The organism is Mesorhizobium sp. M0174 (assembly GCF_040322275.1).
GTDB lineage: Bacteria > Pseudomonadota > Alphaproteobacteria > Rhizobiales > Rhizobiaceae > Mesorhizobium.
The window spans coordinates 1-16,773 of the sequence record NZ_JAMYTB010000041.1; the positions used below are offsets into that span (position 1 = coordinate 1).

Annotated in this window: 16 protein-coding genes and 1 pseudogene; 14 read left to right on the forward strand and 3 right to left on the reverse strand. The window is 60.7% G+C overall.

Going from position 1 to position 16,773, the window contains the following annotated elements:
* Positions 1-1,273 precede the first annotated feature (1,273 nt).
* Entirely contained in the window at positions 1,274-1,747 is a 474-nt protein-coding gene (locus tag NKJ13_RS30655) for a TRAP transporter large permease subunit (RefSeq protein WP_352779372.1), read from the reverse strand.
* A gap of 40 nt (positions 1,748-1,787) precedes the next feature.
* Between NKJ13_RS30655 and NKJ13_RS30660 the strand changes: the two are divergent.
* The 5 genes and pseudogenes from NKJ13_RS30660 to NKJ13_RS30680 all read left to right on the forward strand — a co-directional run.
* Positions 1,788-1,883, forward strand: a pseudogene (locus NKJ13_RS30660) (IS6 family transposase); the annotation flags it as partial.
* 256 nt (positions 1,884-2,139) lie between these two features.
* A complete protein-coding gene (locus tag NKJ13_RS30665; protein ID WP_352779375.1) occupies positions 2,140-3,108 on the forward strand; it encodes a helix-turn-helix domain-containing protein in 969 nt (322 codons plus the stop codon).
* 138 nt (positions 3,109-3,246) lie between these two features.
* Positions 3,247-4,764, forward strand: a complete 1,518-nt coding sequence (adh, locus tag NKJ13_RS30670; protein ID WP_352779378.1) for an aldehyde dehydrogenase — start codon at positions 3,247-3,249, stop codon at positions 4,762-4,764.
* A 70-nt stretch (positions 4,765-4,834) separates the two neighbouring features.
* Complete coding sequence (locus NKJ13_RS30675; protein WP_352779381.1) at positions 4,835-5,167, forward strand: DUF779 domain-containing protein; 333 nt, start codon at positions 4,835-4,837, stop codon at positions 5,165-5,167.
* 75 nt (positions 5,168-5,242) lie between these two features.
* Positions 5,243-5,662, forward strand: coding sequence for a potassium channel family protein (locus tag NKJ13_RS30680; RefSeq protein ID WP_352779384.1), 420 nt, complete (start codon positions 5,243-5,245; stop codon positions 5,660-5,662).
* 12 nt (positions 5,663-5,674) lie between these two features.
* On the opposite strand, the gene hemN is transcribed toward NKJ13_RS30680, so the two are convergent.
* Positions 5,675-7,024, reverse strand: a complete 1,350-nt coding sequence (gene hemN / locus NKJ13_RS30685) for an oxygen-independent coproporphyrinogen III oxidase (RefSeq protein ID WP_352779387.1) — start codon at positions 7,022-7,024, stop codon at positions 5,675-5,677.
* A gap of 161 nt (positions 7,025-7,185) precedes the next feature.
* Here hemN and NKJ13_RS30690 point away from each other — a divergent pair, with 161 nt between their 5' ends.
* The gene (locus NKJ13_RS30690) at positions 7,186-7,914 is read left to right on the forward strand and encodes a Crp/Fnr family transcriptional regulator (RefSeq protein ID WP_352779390.1); all 729 of its coding nucleotides are present in this window, start codon (positions 7,186-7,188) and stop codon (positions 7,912-7,914) included.
* A 2-nt stretch (positions 7,915-7,916) separates the two neighbouring features.
* On the opposite strand, the gene NKJ13_RS30695 is transcribed toward NKJ13_RS30690, so the two are convergent.
* Complete coding sequence (locus NKJ13_RS30695; protein ID WP_352779414.1) at positions 7,917-8,327, reverse strand: hemerythrin domain-containing protein; 411 nt, start codon at positions 8,325-8,327, stop codon at positions 7,917-7,919.
* A 252-nt stretch (positions 8,328-8,579) separates the two neighbouring features.
* Between NKJ13_RS30695 and ccoN the strand changes: the two genes are divergently transcribed.
* From ccoN to ccoS, 8 genes are all read left to right on the forward strand, one after another.
* Complete coding sequence (gene ccoN, locus NKJ13_RS30700) at positions 8,580-10,190, forward strand: cytochrome-c oxidase, cbb3-type subunit I (RefSeq protein WP_352779393.1); 1,611 nt, start codon at positions 8,580-8,582, stop codon at positions 10,188-10,190.
* Positions 10,191-10,201: 11 nt separating this feature from the next.
* Positions 10,202-10,933: a cytochrome-c oxidase, cbb3-type subunit II gene (gene ccoO / locus NKJ13_RS30705; RefSeq protein WP_352779396.1), complete on the forward strand. Its 732-nt coding sequence runs from the start codon at positions 10,202-10,204 to the stop codon at positions 10,931-10,933.
* 12 nt (positions 10,934-10,945) lie between these two features.
* Complete coding sequence (locus NKJ13_RS30710; RefSeq protein ID WP_352779399.1) at positions 10,946-11,095, forward strand: cbb3-type cytochrome c oxidase subunit 3; 150 nt, start codon at positions 10,946-10,948, stop codon at positions 11,093-11,095.
* 2 nt (positions 11,096-11,097) lie between these two features.
* Positions 11,098-11,961: a cytochrome-c oxidase, cbb3-type subunit III gene (ccoP, locus tag NKJ13_RS30715; protein WP_352779402.1), complete on the forward strand. Its 864-nt coding sequence runs from the start codon at positions 11,098-11,100 to the stop codon at positions 11,959-11,961.
* Positions 11,962-12,142: 181 nt separating this feature from the next.
* Positions 12,143-13,705, forward strand: a complete 1,563-nt coding sequence (gene ccoG, locus NKJ13_RS30720) for a cytochrome c oxidase accessory protein CcoG (RefSeq protein WP_502901960.1) — start codon at positions 12,143-12,145, stop codon at positions 13,703-13,705.
* On the forward strand, positions 13,702-14,199 hold the full coding sequence (locus NKJ13_RS30725; RefSeq protein WP_352779405.1) for a FixH family protein: 498 nt from the start codon (positions 13,702-13,704) through the stop codon (positions 14,197-14,199). Before ccoG ends, NKJ13_RS30725 begins: the two co-directional genes overlap by 4 nt.
* Positions 14,196-16,478 carry a cation-translocating P-type ATPase gene (locus tag NKJ13_RS30730; RefSeq protein ID WP_352779408.1) on the forward strand — a complete coding sequence of 761 codons (2,283 nt, stop codon included), beginning with the start codon at positions 14,196-14,198 and terminating at the stop codon, positions 16,476-16,478. Before NKJ13_RS30725 ends, NKJ13_RS30730 begins: the two co-directional genes overlap by 4 nt.
* Entirely contained in the window at positions 16,475-16,630 is a 156-nt protein-coding gene (ccoS, locus tag NKJ13_RS30735) for a cbb3-type cytochrome oxidase assembly protein CcoS (protein WP_352779411.1), read from the forward strand. The genes NKJ13_RS30730 and ccoS overlap by 4 nt, the downstream gene beginning before the upstream one ends.
* The last annotated feature ends 143 nt before the right edge of the window (positions 16,631-16,773 follow it).

Below are 16,773 nucleotides of genomic sequence, written 5' to 3' on the forward strand. Positions count from 1 at the left end.
GCTACTGCACTGACAACGCACTCAGAGAGATTTTTGACTTACTTGATCCCAGGTATGTTGCGATCGTGGCTTACGAGGAGCAAATTATTCTGAATCAATTTGAGCAAAAATGTGAATACATCCTCGGCCCCGGCGACCGACTGCTAACAGCCCTAATGAGTGACGGTTAACCGTTTGTTAGGCATGCCTGAGGCCGTGACGGGACTGTTTCCAAACGTTGGTCGACGGTTGTCGGAGCGGTCGGTACGAAGCCGGTATGCATCATCTTCCGGTAGGCGTCGCCCTGGCCATTTCGCTTGTCTTGGGTTTGGTCGTGGCGGCGATCGCCTCAAAGGACCCGTCCGAAACCTGCTGCTTCAGAGGCTCTTTCGTCCTCGGCGATGAAGTTCACAGGAGGGCTGCCACGCCCCAAGGCAGGAGTGTCGAGAACGGCGGGCACAATTGCCCCCGGGTCGGTCCTGACCCTAAATCCCCTGCTGACATCTTGACAGAAGGTACACCGCTCAGGCACGAAGAGGTACACCGAGCTCAACCGCTTCGGGGGAAGATCCCCTTCTACCCCCTTGATTTTTTTGGTAAGTTCGGGTGGAACGCTCCGGTTGGATTTGGCCCGTAGCGCCGTTCGGGGGCACCGCGATCTCAGTTCTCACCGCAAGCTTCGGACGTCGTCTCGCAATTGAACCGGACAGTGGACACCACCCCTCCGGGACGGGCGGTTCGTCTCAAGTTGAAGACATTCAACACTAACGGCGACAAGATCGAGAAGCTGATCAGGCTCAATCTCGCCGAAGCGAAAATGCGACGGAGCGACTGGAGAGCGCGGGACTGACGGTGAGTACGCTAGGCGACACGATGACAGTCGGGATTGTGCACCTCGGCAGCCAGGCGGCAAAATTCGGTCTGCAGCCCGGCGACAAATCACGGGATCATGGTGCCGACCGGCCGACCGTCCCGCTACTGGTTCGTTCTCCCCGAGCTTTTGCTGTTCGGGCTCGTTTTCTGGCTGCAGAACCGCCGAAGGGCGGTTGGCTTACCGGCTGGCGTCGCGCCCTGAGGCCTCAGCCGGTCGACTTCTGGCCCGTCATCGCTTTTACCCATCCCTTGCAGGGCACGACGGCCGGCAAGTCGCCGGCGGCGTCGCAATTGCTAGGCCCCTAAGCCCGAATAGCGCTCCGAGAACTGCCCAAAGGAACGTAGGGGCCCCCATCCAAGCGCAAAGCTATCAAATCCGGTTCTTCCGGCGGCGTCGAATGGCCAAAGCCGCATCTGCCGGTCAATTGCCTCCGTACATGACCTTCGGCAGCCACACGACGATCGAGGGGAACACAATGCAGAGGCTCACTCCGATCGCTTGCAGACACAAGAAGGGGACCGCGGACCTGAAGATTGTCGCCATTGAGATCTCCGGCGGCGCGACACTCTTCAGGTAAAACAGCGAATAGCCGAACGGTGGGCTGAGGAAAGCCATCTGCATGTTGACCATGAATATGACGCCGTACCAAAGCAGCAGGTCTTCGGCAGTTACGCCGGCGAACCCGAAGGCGCCGCCGAACTGAAGCGACTTGAGGATGGGCAGAAAGATCGGCACGGCCAGAAGGAGGATCCCCACCCAGTCCAGAAACATGCCCAGGACAAAAAGGATCACCATCATCAGAACAAGAACGCCATAGGGCGCCAGACCCGTTCCAAGAATGGATTCAGCCACGAAGTTCTGCCCGCCCTTCAGGATGAAGAAGCCGACGAACATGGTGGCGCCGAAAAATATCCACATGACCATCGCCGTCGCCTTGAAGGAAATGATGGCCGAACGCGGTGTCAACGTCGGCCGTTCCAAGATCCATCGCCGGGCCGTCCACTTCTCGCCGTTGCTGCTGAGCCGCTTCAAATCGGCCGTCTTTGCCCAAGATCAAGGAATGCCTAGTTCATGCTTGTAGGCTTTGGGGCATCAACACCCAAAGGCGCACTGGCGAGGAATGACTATCGATCTGCCAAACATCACTAACTGACGGAAACATGAGGATGTGCCTTCTGGTGCTTCTGTCGAATTGACAGCGTGGTGATTGAAGGCGGAACCTGATGCTACGCCAACGTTGTCTCTTCTGAGGCAGGCTGTTCCAGGAGCTGAAAGGGAGGATGAGCATGAGCGAGGATCTGTCCGGTCGTCATGCCGACCGCATTCAGGCCGCGATCGCTTCGGACGCCGCCGCGAAGTCCGCGCTGGTCGCCTCATGGCGACGCTCTTCCAGTTTGCACCGGCTCGATCCCGCCGATTGCAGGCCGCCACGCTACCTGACGGAAATGGAGTTGATCGCGGCCCGGCAACGCATTGAACCGCTCGTCCGGGCGGCCCAATCCAGCCTGGACCGTCTCTATCTCGCGGTGGGCGGCGTTGGCTGCTGCGTGCTTCTTGCCGATCGTGACGGCGTGCCGGTCGAGCGGCGCGGCGCGGCAGTAGACGACGAGACTTTTCATTCCTGGGGCTTGTGGACCGGCTCCGTCTGGAACGAAGAAAGCCAGGGCACCAACGGGATCGGCACCTGCCTGGTGGAACAGCGAGCGCTGACAATCCATCGCGACCAGCACTTTCACACGCGCAACACGGGGCTGAGTTGCACCACGGCCCCGATCTATGATCACCGGGGAGACCTTGTGGCTGCGCTTGACGTGTCTTCCTGCCGTGCCGATCTAACCGAAGCCTTCGCCAATCTTATTTCGGTGGCCGTGGTCGACGCGGTGCGTCGGATCGAGGCGGAGAACTTCAGGCTGGCCTTCCCGAAGGCGCGGATCCTTCTGGCGCCAGTGGCCGATAAGGGCTCCGGCGCGCTGATCGCGGTTGATGCGGACGACCTTGTGGTCGGCGCGACGCGGTCGGCTCGCCTGGCGCTTGGAATAACCCAGCGGTGTCTCGACAAGCCGATGCCCGCGGCCGATCTGCTCGGTTGGGCGGAGAGCGGCCCCGCAGTTCTCGCCGAGGCTGAGCGCGGCGTTCTGCAGCGGGCGCTGGCGCGAGCAGACGGAAATGTCTCTGCTGCGGCTCAGGCACTTGGGATTAGCCGCGCGACGCTTCACCGCAAGCTCAACCGCCTTGACGTTCACCGGAAGCACTGACCTTTCGGTCTGACTGTCGCAATTCTGCGACACATCGTCGCCGGCCACTGTGACCGGTACGGTGACAACCACAGACGGAAATCGCAAGTCTCTTCCGAAGCGTCGCATCCCGCGACGTCAGCTTTGGGAGGAATACGCATGAACAAGGTTGAATTCTCACGCTCGGTCAAGGCGCCCTTCGACAAGCGCTACGGCAATTTCATCGGCGGTAAGTGGACCGAGCCGCGCGCCGGTCGCTATTTTGAGAACCACTCGCCGGTGAACGGTCAGCTACTTTGCGAGGTGGCGCGCTCGGATGCCCAGGACATCGAGGTGGCCCTGGACGCGGCACATGCCGCCAAGGACGCCTGGGGGCGCACCAGCGTTGCAGAGCGGTCACTCATCCTCATCCGCATCGCCGACCGCATGGAGGAGAACCTCGATCTCCTCGCATGCGCCGAAACCTGGGACAACGGCAAGCCGATCCGTGAAACAACCGCCGCCGACCTGCCCTTGGCCATCGACCATTTCCGCTATTTCGCCGGCGCCGTGCGCGGCCAGGAAGGCAGCCTTTCCCAGATCGACGACGACACCGTCGCCTATCATTTCCATGAGCCGCTCGGTGTGGTTGGCCAGATCATCCCCTGGAACTTTCCGCTGCTGATGGCATGCTGGAAGCTTGCTCCCGCACTTGCGGCCGGCAACTGCGTCGTGCTGAAGCCTGCCGAGCAGACCCCGGCTGCCATCCTGCTGTGGGCCGACCTTATTGGCGATCTGCTGCCGCCGGGCGTGCTCAACATCGTCAACGGCTTTGGTCTCGAGGCGGGCAAGCCGCTCGCGTCGTCGCCGCGCATTGCCAAGATCGCCTTTACCGGCGAGACGACGACCGGCCGGCTGATCATGCAATATGCCAGCCAGAACCTGATCCCGGTCACGCTGGAACTCGGCGGCAAATCGCCAAACATCTTCTTCAAGGATATTGTCGCCGAGGACGACGATTTCTTCGACAAGGCGATCGAAGGCTTCGTCATGTTTGCGCTAAACCAGGGCGAGGTCTGTACCTGCCCGAGCCGCGCGCTCATCCATGAATCCATCTACGATACGTTCATGGAACGCGCCCTCAAGCGCGTCGAGGCGATCGTGCAGGGCGATCCGCTCGATCCGGCGACGATGATTGGCGCCCAGGCCTCGTCCGAGCAGTTGGAAAAGATCCTGTCCTATATCGACATTGGCCGCCAGGAAGGCGCGGAGGTGCTGACCGGTGGCGCCCGCAATGTTCTGCCTGGTGATCTGGCGGGCGGCTATTACGTCAAGCCGACGGTGTTCAAGGGACACAACAAAATGCGCATCTTCCAGGAGGAGATCTTCGGGCCGGTGATTTCTGTCACGACCTTCAAGGACGATGACGAAGCGCTCAGCATTGCCAACGACACGCTTTACGGCCTCGGGGCCGGGGTCTGGACCCGCGATGGCAACCGTGCCTATCGCTTCGGCCGCGCGATCCAGGCCGGCCGCGTCTGGACCAACTGCTACCACGCCTATCCCGCGCATGCGGCCTTCGGCGGCTACAAGCAGTCTGGCATCGGCCGCGAGACACACAAGATGATGCTCGACCACTATCAGCAGACCAAGAACATGCTGGTCAGCTATAGCCCGAAGAAGCTCGGCTTCTTCTGATCACCTCTTTGTCTCACAGGCGCGGCCCGCGATGGGCCGCGCCCATAATGACTGGAAACCGGATTGGACCATGCATGCAAAAGTCACGGCGACGCCGGAAGCCCTTGAACTGATCGCAGAGATTGTTGCCGAGCACGGACCAGTGCTGTTCCATCAATCCGGCGGCTGCTGCGACGGGTCTTCGCCGATGTGCTATCCGCGTGCTGGCTTCATCGTCGGCGATCAGGATGTGTTGCTCGGCCACATCGGCGACGCGCCCTTCTACATCGGTGCTTCGCAATTCGAGGCCTGGAAGCATACCGATCTCATCATCGACGTAGTGCCTGGCCGCGGCGGCATGTTCTCCCTCGATAACGGACGGGAGAAGCGATTCCTGACACGGTCGAAGATCTGCACCGCATAGGCGAAACTTGCCGGTTTTGATTTCGAGCAAGGAAGGCACCGCAGCAATCTCTACCTTGCCAAGATGATCCTCAATTTGCTCATCGGTACCGTCGTCATTAGCCTCACGGTCCTGGTTCACACCTTTGGTCTGATAATGGTCACACATGCGATGGGACACCTAGTCGCCCGGTTTCGCATGCACGGGCGCCGCAGCCGCATCGTTGCGATGATCAGCGTGGTGATGGGGCTCTTTGCCATTATGACCACAGAGGTGTGGCTCTGGGCAGGACTATACCGGTTGCTCGATATCTTTGCTGACTTCGAAACCGCGCTGTACTTTTCCACCATCACCTTCTCGACCGTCGGCTACGGCGACATTGTGCCCGCTCACGCATGGCGCGTCCTCGCGCCTCTAGAGGGCGTGAACGGATTTCTTCTGATTGGCTGGTCGACCGCCTATCTGATCGCGGCCGGCACCCGCATTGGCCCATTCAAGGCCGGCGAGCACTTCTGAACGGGCGATCGTTCAGACCGTTACGGAATGCCTGGCTGTACCGGTTTCGAAATATCTGTCGAACTTCGCCGCGATGCTTCTGACAAAGGGCCGGCTTTTCGCCGGCACGACGAAGCGGTCACCATCAAGTTCAAGCAGCCGCGCAGGACCATGAAGAGCCGTGGAACTCGCCTTGAGGAGAAGTCTTTGGCCGGCTTCGCCAAAGCGCTCCACCAGCTCAATCGCCGAAAAGGCGAAGTCACACATCAGTCGCTCGATGATCCAGCCGCGAACGCGGTCGTCTTCGGAAAGCGCAATGCCTCGGACCGCTGCGAGCCCTCCTTCTGCAACCATGCGTCCATATTCGGCGGTCGAAGGCATGTTCTGTGCATAGCCCTGGCGAAACTGGCTGATGGATGACGGACCAAGGCCGATCAAGGTCTCGCAACGATCCTCGGTATAGCCCTGAAAGTTCCGGTGCAACGTCCCGGTTCGGGCCGCGACGGCCAACGCATCGTTGGGCTTGGCGAAATGGTCCATGCCGACGGTTTCATATCCCGCGTTCAGCATAAGACAAGCTGCCAGTTGCGACTGGGCAAACCGCTCCGCCGGACCCGGCAGCCAAGCCTCGTCGATCATCGTCTGATGTTTCTTGAACCACGGCACGTGGGCGTAGCCAAAAAGCGCGATCCGATCCGGTTCCAGGGTCAGTGCCTGCGCAACCGTGGAGGCGATACTCTCCCTGGTCTGATGCGGCAGGCCGTAGAGCAGATCGAGATTGACGGATTCGACCCCGCGCGAACGAACGGCATCAACAACCGTCTTGGTCTGCAGAAAGCTCTGCTCGCGGTTGATCGCTTTCTGCACCTTCGGGTCGAAATCCTGGACGCAGAGGCTCGCCCTTGTCATGCCGATTTCGGCAAGTGCATCGAGGCGGGCATCGTCCATATCGTTGGGTTCGATCTCAACGCTGATCTTTGCACCGGGGAGAAACGTGAAGCTGTTGCGCAGGACGGTTCCCAGCGCCACGATATCCTGCGGTTTGAGCATCGTCGGCGAACCGCCGCCGAAATGGGCCGCACGCACGCGGCCCTTGCCTGCGACAAGACCGGCGACGGTGGCGATCTCGGCATGCAGTGAGCGCAGATATGTGGTCACTGGTTCGTAGTGGCGTGTCTGCTTGGTATGGCAAGCGCAGAACCAGCAAAGCTTGTCGCAATACGGGATGTGCAGATAGAGCGAGATCTCATCGCCATCGTTGAGCGCCTGCAGCCAACCACGACAAATTGCAGCATCAACGCCTGTATGAAAATGCGGCGCTGTTGGGTAGCTTGTATAGCGCGGCACGTTCTCACCAAGTCTGGCAACTAATTCTGGCCGCATATCTCTATCCGCTCCACTTTGCATGGCGCGACATTGCTCACATTGGAGGCCGGCGGCCTTGATTTCGGTCAATGCCATCTTGCCGCGGACAAACTGCCGCAAGGCTTTTTCGGGCGGATGCTATATCCTGCTGGCATCTTCGGATTTCTCGAACCATCGTGGTGACAGTGCGTCAGGATGTTCACAGCGCCGGCGTTCCCGTGCTTTGCCAATCATGCGAAGCGCGCCACCATGGTGTATGCGGTGCGCTCGATCCCGATCAACTGGTGGGTCTGGCCAAAACCTCATCGAAGCATACCGTTGAACCGGGCGCAGAACTGATTGGTGACACCGAGACCGTCGACAGTTATTCGAACGTGCTTTCCGGCGTGGTGAAGCTGACCAAGAGCCTGTCGGACGGACGCCAGCAGATTGTCGGGCTCCAGTTCGCCCCCGATTTTCTGGGGCGGCCCTTCAAGGTGGAAAGCGCAATCAACGCCGAAGCCGCAACGTCCGTTTCCCTGTGTTCGTTTCCAAGGGCGTCTATCGAAAGGATGATGAGAGAGTCACCAGAACTCGAGCACCGCCTGCTCAAGCAGACGCTGAATGAACTCGACGAGGCACGCGACTGGATGGTCACGCTGGGCCGCAAGACCGCTGCGGAAAAAGTGGCGAGTTTTCTGCTGATGATTGCCAGAAACATCGATCCCACGCTCGATCCGGCCGCTCAGTCGACAAGTTTCGATCTGCCGTTGACGCGCGCCGATATCGCCGATTTCCTTGGCCTGACGATCGAGACAGTGAGCCGGCAGCTAACCCGGCTGCGATCAGATGGTGTGATCCGGATCGAGAACAATCGGGAAGTCACCATCGACAACTTGACCCGGCTACAACGACGCTCTGGCGTCTAGGATCAATCGACGATCCCGATCATTGGCAGGACGTGCTCGCGTTCAAACGCGATGTGCCGGCGCAAGCTCTCGAACAGGCCGCGCAACATGAAACCGATTGCTTCGGGGTTCTCGACCGTCTCGCCGTGACCGATGGCCAGCAGAATTTCGGTCACCTCGCCGGCAAAGCATTCATCTTCGACATGTTCGGCCCGCAACCGCCTGGTGGAGGCAAGGTTCGCATTGCTGCCTGCCGTGGCCCCCTCATAGGCGGGGAAGATGACCGTCTCTTCGTATCGATGAATGTCGCGCAGCAGCGGAACGATCGCGTTGGCCGTGCCGAGGCACTTCAGACGGTCGACCCTGGGCAAGGCATCTGCAATTGTCTCCAAAGCATCGCAGAGTTGCAGCTTTTCCCTGTGTGCGCGCCTCATAACGGCAGCCGGGATCGCTTCTCTGCTGGATCGACCAGCTGGTATGGGTTTTTCGTCGCCTTCTTCGAACAGCCACGATCCCTGCCATTTCTTCCGGTTCAACGGCGGCCTCCAGTCATTTGCAAAGACCACGCTGCCCAATCCGAAAGGGCTGAGCTTTGACATGGATCAAGGCGGCGAGACCGCGACTGCGGAATTGGTGTCGACGCGGATTTGCGTCCGCGCACCACAATCCGAAGTCGGGGACATCTCATGAAGTTCGGCACTCAAATCTTCGCTTTGTGCCTTTTCACATTTGCGGCTCTGATAGCCGCTGGCTTCGGCGTGGACGAGCCGTTCCGGCAGCATATGTGGGTGCTGTTTTTTGTGTTGCTCGGCTTTGTCGCCATCCTAATGCGCAACACAAGCTTCGAAGTGGCCGCTCCGATCGACCCATCCGCTTACATGGACGGGCCCATCCGCTACGGCGCCATAGCCACCATGTTCTGGGGTATCGTCGGCATGCTGGTCGGCGTGGTCATCGCGCTGCAGCTTGCCTCCCCCGATCTAAACATCCAGCCCTGGTTCAATTTCGGCCGTTTGCGGCCATTGCACACGTCGGGCGTCGTCTTTGCCTTCGGCGGCAACGCATTGCTTTGCACGTCATTGTATGTCGTGCAACGCACCTGCCGCGCGCGGCTGTTCGGCGGCGATCTCGGCTGGTTCGTGTTCTGGGGCTATCAGCTTTTCATCGTCATGGCCGCGACCGGCTATCTGCTCGGCATCACCGAGAGCCGCGAATACGCCGAACCTGAATGGTATGTGGACATCTGGCTGACCATCGTCTGGGTCGCCTATCTCATCCTGTTCCTCGGCACGATCCTGAAGCGCAAGGAACCGCACATCTACGTCGCGAACTGGTTTTACCTCTCCTTCATCGTGACCATCGCGATGCTGCATGTGGTTAACAACCTGTCGATGCCGGCCTCGTTCCTCGGCTCCAAGAGTTACTCGGCTTTTTCCGGGGTCCAGGACGCCCTGACGCAATGGTGGTATGGCCACAACGCCGTCGGCTTCTTCCTGACTGCAGGCTTCCTCGGCATGATGTACTATTTCGTGCCCAAGCAGGCGAACCGGCCTGTCTATTCCTACCGGCTGTCGATCATCCATTTCTGGGCGATCATCTTTCTCTACATCTGGGCCGGGCCGCATCACCTGCACTACACCGCCCTGCCCGATTGGGCACAGACGCTCGGCATGGTGTTTTCGATCATGCTGTGGATGCCGTCCTGGGGCGGCATGATCAACGGCCTTATGACTCTGTCCGGCGCCTGGGACAAGCTCCGCACCGATCCGATTATCCGCATGATGGTGATGGCCATCGCCTTCTACGGCATGTCCACCTTCGAGGGCCCGATGATGTCGATCAAGGCGGTCAATTCACTGTCGCACTATACCGACTGGACCATTGGCCATGTCCACTCCGGTGCGCTCGGCTGGGTCGGCATGATCTCGTTCGGTGCGATCTACTTCATGGTGCCGAAGCTTTGGAACCGTGAACGGCTCTACTCGCTGCGCCTCGTCACCTGGCACTTCTGGCTGGCGACGCTCGGCATCGTCGTCTACGCCGCCGTCATGTGGGTGTCCGGCATAATGCAGGGCCTGATGTGGCGCGAATACGACGAGCAGGGCTTCCTGGTCTACTCCTTCGCTGAAACCGTGGCCGCCATGCACCCCTACTATGTCATGCGTGCCATCGGCGGGGCCATGTACCTCTCCGGCGCCCTGGTCATGGCCTGGAACGTCGCCATGACCATCCTCGGATACCAGCGGGAGGAGGAGCCGATGCCCGGCTCGGTTCCCGCCCTTCAGCCTGCCGAATAGGGAGCCAGAAAATGGCCTTGATGGACAAACACGCACTCATTGAGAAGAACGCCACGCTTCTTCTCATCGGCTCTCTCCTCGTGGTGACTGTCGGCGGCATCGTCGAGATCGCACCGCTCTTCTATCTCGACAACACCATCGAGAAGGTCGAAGGCATGCGCCCCTACTCGCCACTCGAACTGGTGGGGCGCAACATCTATGTGCGCGAGGGCTGCTACCTCTGCCACAGCCAGATGATCAGGCCATTCCGCGACGAAGTCGAGCGCTATGGCCATTACAGCCTGGCGGCCGAGTCGATGTACGATCATCCCTTCCAGTGGGGATCGAAGCGCACCGGACCGGACCTTGCCAGGGTTGGCGACCGCTACTCGAATGTATGGCATGTCGACCACCTTACGGATCCACGTTCGGTGGTGCCGGAATCGATCATGCCGAGCTACGCGTTTCTGAAAGACACGCCGATCGACGTGAAGGATTTCTCGACACATCTGGTCGCCAACAGCCGTGTCGGTGTCCCGTACAACGATGACATGATCGCCCACGCCAATGTCGACCTGATAGCGCAAGCCGATCCCAACGCCGATACATCCGGCCTCGAAGCCCGCTACCCAAAAGCCAAGATCGGCGACTTCGACGGCAACCCGCAACAGGTCACCGAAATGGATGCCCTCGTCGCCTATCTGCAGATGCTCGGCACGCTGGTCGATTTCAAGAACTACGACGAAGCCGCCGGCTACCGCTGAGGAGTTTTATCCATGGATTACAATTTGATGCGAGAGTTTGCGGACAGCTGGGGGCTGGTCGCCATGGCGCTTTTCTTTGTCGGCGCCATCGCCTTCGCCTTGCGCCCCGGCAGCCGCAAGCTGGCCGACGAAGCTGCCCAGATTCCCCTTGAGGACGAGTGATCATGAGCGACGAGCACATCGATGAAATCTCCGGCGTCTCGACTACCGGCCACGAATGGGATGGCATCCGGGAGCTGAACAACCCGCTTCCACGCTGGTGGGTCGTAACCTTCTACGTCACCATTGTCTGGGCGATCGGCTACACCATCGCCTATCCGGCATGGCCTCTGCTGCACTCGGCGACGAAGGGTGTGCTGGGTTACTCCAGCCGCAACGAGGTCAAGAATGAGCTGACCGCGGCTGAAGCCGCCAAGGGAAAATATGTCGCGGCCGTAGAATCCAAGAGCGTCTCGGAGATTGCCGCGGACGATGGCCTGCGCGAATTCGCGGTCGCTGCCGGTGGTGCCGCCTTCAAGGTCAATTGCGTACAATGTCATGGCTCGGGCGCCCAAGGTTCCAAGGGCTTTCCCAATCTCAACGACGACGATTGGCTGTGGGGCGGCAAAGCCGAGCAGATCCAGCAGACGATCACGCATGGCATCCGCTTCGCATCCGATCCGGACACGCGCCTGTCGGAAATGCCTGCCTTTGGCGACATCATAACCGCTGACCAGATCGCCCAGGTCAGCGCCTACGCCGCCGGCCTGTCGGGAAAGGTCCAGGACGCAAGTCTGATCAAACCCGGCGCCAAGGTCTTTGCCGAAAATTGCGTCGCCTGCCATGGCGACAACGCAAAAGGCAACAAGGAACTCGGCGCCCCCGATCTGACCGACGCGATCTGGCTCTATGGGTCCGGCGAGGCAGCCATCGCCGCCCAGGTCCGCGCGCCGAAACAAGGCGTGATGCCGGCCTGGGGCGGGCGCCTGGGTGAGACCAAAGTCAAGGAACTCGCCGTCTACATCCATTCGCTTGGTGGCGGGGAATAGGAAGAGGGGGCCTATTCCCGGCCCTCCGCCGGCCAAGCGACGAGGCCCGGCAATGCCGGGCCTCAACTTGCATTCCGGCAACGGGTTTGACCTGCATCAACGCGACCGGCCCTGGGCTGCGGCAAGACTTGCTCACGCCGGCAGCCCAGGCATGGGCGGATTGCCGCCGGCGCGAGTGGAGATGCAGGTGCTGGACAATACGCAGGTAGAACGGCTCGAAGCCGAGGCGGTCAACTCCGCCAAAGTGCGCCAGCCACTGTATGCCGCGCGCAAGAAGATTTTCCCGAAACGGGCAACGGGAAGCTTTCGCCAGTTCAAATGGCTGGTGATGGCGATCACACTCGGTATCTACTACCTGACACCGTGGTTGCGATGGGACCGTGGCCCGTTTGCCCCGGACCAGGCCGTGCTGCTCGATCTCGCCAACCGGCGTTTCTACTTCTTCTTCATCGAGATATGGCCGCAGGAATTCTACTATGTGGCCGGCCTTCTCGTGATGGCCGGCGTCGGTCTGTTCCTGATCACGTCGACTGTCGGCCGTGCCTGGTGCGGCTATACATGCCCCCAGACCGTATGGGTCGACCTGTTTCTGGTTGTCGAGCGCGCGATCGAGGGCGATCGCAACGCTCGCATCAAGCTCGATGCCGGTCCCTGGACCGCCCGCAAGTTCGTTCTGAGGGTATCGAAACACGCCATCTGGCTGATCATAGGCGCGGCGACCGGTGGCGCCTGGATCTTCTACTTCGCCGATGCACCGACGCTGGTCGGCGAGCTCTTCACCGGCACCGCGGCACCTGTCGCCTATATCACCGTCGCCGTACTGACGGCGACGACCTATACGTTCGGCGGGCTGATGCGCGAGCAGGTCTGCACCTACATGTGCCCATGGCCGCGCATCCAGGCAGCCATGCTCGACGAAAGTTCGCTCACCGTCACCTACAACGACTGGCGCGGCGAACCGCGCTCCCGTCACGCCAAGAAGGTTCTCGCCGCAGGGCAGCCCGTCGGCGACTGCGTCGACTGCAATGCCTGTGTCGCTGTCTGCCCGATGGGCATCGACATTCGCGACGGCCAGCAGCTCGAATGCATCACCTGCGCGCTTTGCATCGATGCCTGCAACGGCGTCATGGACAAGCTCGGCAGGGAGCGCGGGCTAATCTCCTACGCGACGCTCTCCGACTACAACGCCAATATGATGCTGGCGACCGCGGGCGGCTCCAGTTCGGTCAATCCGTCGCTGGTCAGGACAGCCGATGGCCTGTTCTCCGACAACGTGGCGCATTTCCATATTCGTAAGATCTTTCGGCCACGCACCTATGTCTACATGGGTTTGTGGTCGCTGATTGGCCTCGGCCTGCTCTATTCGCTGCTCACGCGCGATCGGCTCGAAGTCAACGTGTTGCACGACCGCAATCCGCAATTCGTCACGCTGTCCGACGGCTCGATCCGCAACGGCTACATCGTCAAGCTGCTCAACATGATCCCCGAGCCAAGGACGATCGTCGTCACGATGCAGGGCTTGCAGGGCGCCGAGATGAGCGTGGTCGGCGACATCCCGGCAGGCCGTTCTTTCGCTATTCCGGTCGAACCCGACCGCCTGAAAATGCTGAAGGTCTTCGTGCGCCAGCCGGCGGATCAAATTCAGGCCACAGCGCAGACCTTCACGTTCCGTGTCGAGGACAAGGCGAGCTTCGAATCGGACGAATACACCGCCACCTTCAACGCGCCGGAGACTGCCAGATGACTGCCAGAACACAAAAGACCCGCGAATTCACCGGCAGGCAGATGCTGTTCACCATCCTTGCCTTCTTCGGGGTGGTCATCGCGGTCAATCTGACGATGGCCACGCTCGCCAACACGAGCTGGACCGGCCTTGTCGTCGAAAACACCTATGTGGCAAGTCAGCAATTCAACAAGAAGGCCGAGGAGGGTCGCGCGCAGGCAGCACTTGGCTGGACCGGCAAGCTGACCATCGCATGGGGCGAGGTCCGCTACAGCCTCACCGACGCCGCCGGCAAGCGGGTTCCCTTGCATGGCGTCAAGGTGCTGTTTCGCCATCCCGCATTCGAGAAAGAAGACAAGTCCGTCACGCTCGCCCTCACCTCCGGCCAGGAATTCGCAGCGCAGCACATGCCGAGCGATGGCGTCTGGATTGTGGAGGTCGACGCCGATGCCGGCCTGGATAAACCATGCCGCGAGGTCCGCCGGATCATGATTTCCCACGGAGCGCTGCAATGAGCTGTTGTGCACCGGGCGCTGAAATGGCGCTGGATATGGGCAGCATCACATCGGTCCTGCCGTCTAGTCAGGAAATCAAATTGGCCAGCCGATCGCTTGGCGATGATCTTCGCCAGACCGAGCTTTCGGTGCCGAGCGTTCATTGCGCAGCTTGTATCCAGACGATCGAGACGGCGTTGGGAAAGCTCGATCGCGTCGAGCGCGCCCGCGTCAACCTGTCAACGAAACGGGTCTCGGTCCGGTGGCATGGGGACGAGGTTCCACCGTTCGTCGTCGCGCTAAGGCGGCTGGGCTACCAGGCGCATCTCTTCGCCCCCGAGGTCGACGAAAAGGACAGGACGCTTTCGGAATTGATCCGCGCCGTCGCGGTTGCCGGGTTCGCGGCGGGCAACATCATGCTGCTTTCGGTCTCGGTCTGGTCCGGCGCTGAAGGTGCGACCCGCGACCTGTTCCATTGGATCTCGGCGCTGATTGCCATCCCTGCCCTCGCCTTCGCCGGCGGCATTTACTTCCGCTCGGCATGGAACGCGTTGCGCCACGGCCGCATGAACATGGATGTGCCGATTGCTGTTGGGGTCTCGCTCGCCTATGCGATGAGCCTCTACGAAACCATCAAGCATGGCGACCACGCTTACTTCGACGCATCGGTGTCGCTGCTGTTCTTCCTGCTGATCGGCCGCACGCTTGATCACGTGATGCGGGAGCGTGCCCGGACCGCGGTGAACAGTCTGTCACGGCTGGCGGCGCGTGGCGCCATGGTGATGCGTGATGATGGCACGCGCGATTACCGGCCGGTTGGCGAGATAGAACCCGGCATGCAGTTGCTGATCGCGGCGGGTGAGCGGATTCCGGTCGACGGCAAGATTATTCGTGGCTTCTCGGATCTCGACTGTTCGCTGGTTTCCGGTGAGAGCGTTCCCAGAACCGTGGCGTCAGGAGAAGCCGTACAGGCAGGCATTCTCAATCTCACGGGCCCACTGACGGTCGAGGCGACAGCCGCCGCAAAAGACTCTTTCCTGGCAGAGATGGTCCGACTAATGGAAGCGGCCGAGGGCGGTCGCGCGCATTATCGCCGGATCGCCGACCGCGTTTCGGCGCTCTATGCGCCGGTGGTCCATCTGACCGCCTTCGTGACGTTTCTCGGCTGGATGGTGGCCATCGGCGACTGGCACCGGGCAATGACGATCGCCATCGCCGTCCTCATTATCACATGTCCCTGTGCGCTTGGACTCGCCGTGCCGATCGTGCAGGTTGTCGCCGCGCGGCGTCTGTTCGAAGCTGGCGTCATGGTCAAGGACGGTTCCGGCATGGAGCGCTTGGCGACGATCGACGTCGCGGTGTTCGACAAGACCGGCACGCTAACGCTCGGACAGCCCCGGCTCCTCAACGCACCGTCCATCCACCCGACTATGCTGGCAATCGCAGCCGATATGGCCGCGCATTCCCGTCACCCACTTTCAAAGGCCATTGCAAACTTTGCAGGTTTCGCCGGCCAGCCAAAGCTCGATTCTGTCAGCGAGCACCCTGGATTCGGCATCGAGGCCACTGCCGCGGGCAGCACCTGGCGGCTGGGTAGGCGCGGATGGGCCGGATGGAAGGCCCGAACCGGCCGCGAAAGCAGATATGGCGGAACGGTTCTGACGAAAGATGGGATCATTGTGGCTTCCTTTGTCTTCGAGGACGCGTTGCGTGCAGACGCCAGAGCGGCCGTCGAGCAATTGAACAACGCGAGGGTTTCCGCGCAAATGCTGTCGGGCGACACCGCCGCTGCCTGCGGCGAGGTCGCGGCAGCGTTGGGCATCCATCACTTTGTTCCGGCGCTGCTTCCTTCGGGCAAGGTAGAGTATATCGAAACGCTGGCGAAGGACGGCCACAAGGTGCTGATGATTGGCGACGGCCTCAACGACACCCCTGCGCTAAGCGCGGCACACGTCTCGATAGCTCCAGCCACAGCCGCCGATGTCGGCCGCAAGGCAGCGGACTTCGTGTTCCTGCGCGAAAGCCTTTCGGCGGTACCGCTTGCCCTCGACGTCTCGCGCAAGGCCGGACGACTGATCCGGCAAAACATCGCCATCGCCATTATCTACAATGCCGTCGCCGTGCCGATCGCCATTTCGGGGCACGTCACACCGTTGATCGCCGCAATCGCCATGTCCGCCTCGTCGCTGCTTGTCATCGGAAATGCATTACGCCTGGCGTCCTTTGCGACGAATGCACCGGAGACGGCGGGCAGGCGCGGCAACCGGTCCGTCATCGGCCCACTGGCGCGATCGTCATGACGACGCTCGTCTATCTGATACCTGTGGCCCTGTTCCTCGGTGCTCTTGGGCTATCTGGGTTTCTGTGGGCTTTGAGGAGCGGGCAATACGAGGACCTCGACGGAGCCGCGGAGCGCATCCTCATCGACCGAGATGATAGATTGGAAAGCTGACTGGCTCCGCTGTGCTGGCATGATGGCGATGCCAGCGGCACTAGAGCGGCGGACTTTCATGTGAGTCCATAGCCTGCGGCAGTGAAGTAGTTTCTGCATTCTGTTGGAGAGAAGAGATTGCAGATATCGCCAATGGCCTGCCA

Excerpts from the sequence above, each read along its gene's own strand:
- NKJ13_RS30655 (WP_352779372.1), bottom strand. The coding sequence starts at position 1,747 with ATGTTCGTCGGCTTCTTCATCCTGAAGGGCGGGCAGAACTTCGTGGCT.
- NKJ13_RS30665 (WP_352779375.1), top strand. The coding sequence starts at position 2,140 with ATGAGCGAGGATCTGTCCGGTCGTCATGCCGACCGCATTCAGGCCGCG.
- adh (WP_352779378.1), top strand. The coding sequence starts at position 3,247 with ATGAACAAGGTTGAATTCTCACGCTCGGTCAAGGCGCCCTTCGACAAG.
- NKJ13_RS30675 (WP_352779381.1), top strand. The coding sequence starts at position 4,835 with ATGCATGCAAAAGTCACGGCGACGCCGGAAGCCCTTGAACTGATCGCA.
- hemN (WP_352779387.1), bottom strand. The coding sequence starts at position 7,024 with ATGCGGCCAGAATTAGTTGCCAGACTTGGTGAGAACGTGCCGCGCTAT.
- NKJ13_RS30695 (WP_352779414.1), bottom strand. The coding sequence starts at position 8,327 with ATGAGGCGCGCACACAGGGAAAAGCTGCAACTCTGCGATGCTTTGGAG.
- ccoN (WP_352779393.1), top strand. The coding sequence starts at position 8,580 with ATGAAGTTCGGCACTCAAATCTTCGCTTTGTGCCTTTTCACATTTGCG.
- ccoO (WP_352779396.1), top strand. The coding sequence starts at position 10,202 with ATGGCCTTGATGGACAAACACGCACTCATTGAGAAGAACGCCACGCTT.
- NKJ13_RS30710 (WP_352779399.1), top strand. The coding sequence starts at position 10,946 with ATGGATTACAATTTGATGCGAGAGTTTGCGGACAGCTGGGGGCTGGTC.
- ccoP (WP_352779402.1), top strand. The coding sequence starts at position 11,098 with ATGAGCGACGAGCACATCGATGAAATCTCCGGCGTCTCGACTACCGGC.
- ccoG (WP_502901960.1), top strand. The coding sequence starts at position 12,143 with ATGCAGGTGCTGGACAATACGCAGGTAGAACGGCTCGAAGCCGAGGCG.
- NKJ13_RS30725 (WP_352779405.1), top strand. The coding sequence starts at position 13,702 with ATGACTGCCAGAACACAAAAGACCCGCGAATTCACCGGCAGGCAGATG.
- NKJ13_RS30730 (WP_352779408.1), top strand. The coding sequence starts at position 14,196 with ATGAGCTGTTGTGCACCGGGCGCTGAAATGGCGCTGGATATGGGCAGC.
- ccoS (WP_352779411.1), top strand. The coding sequence starts at position 16,475 with ATGACGACGCTCGTCTATCTGATACCTGTGGCCCTGTTCCTCGGTGCT.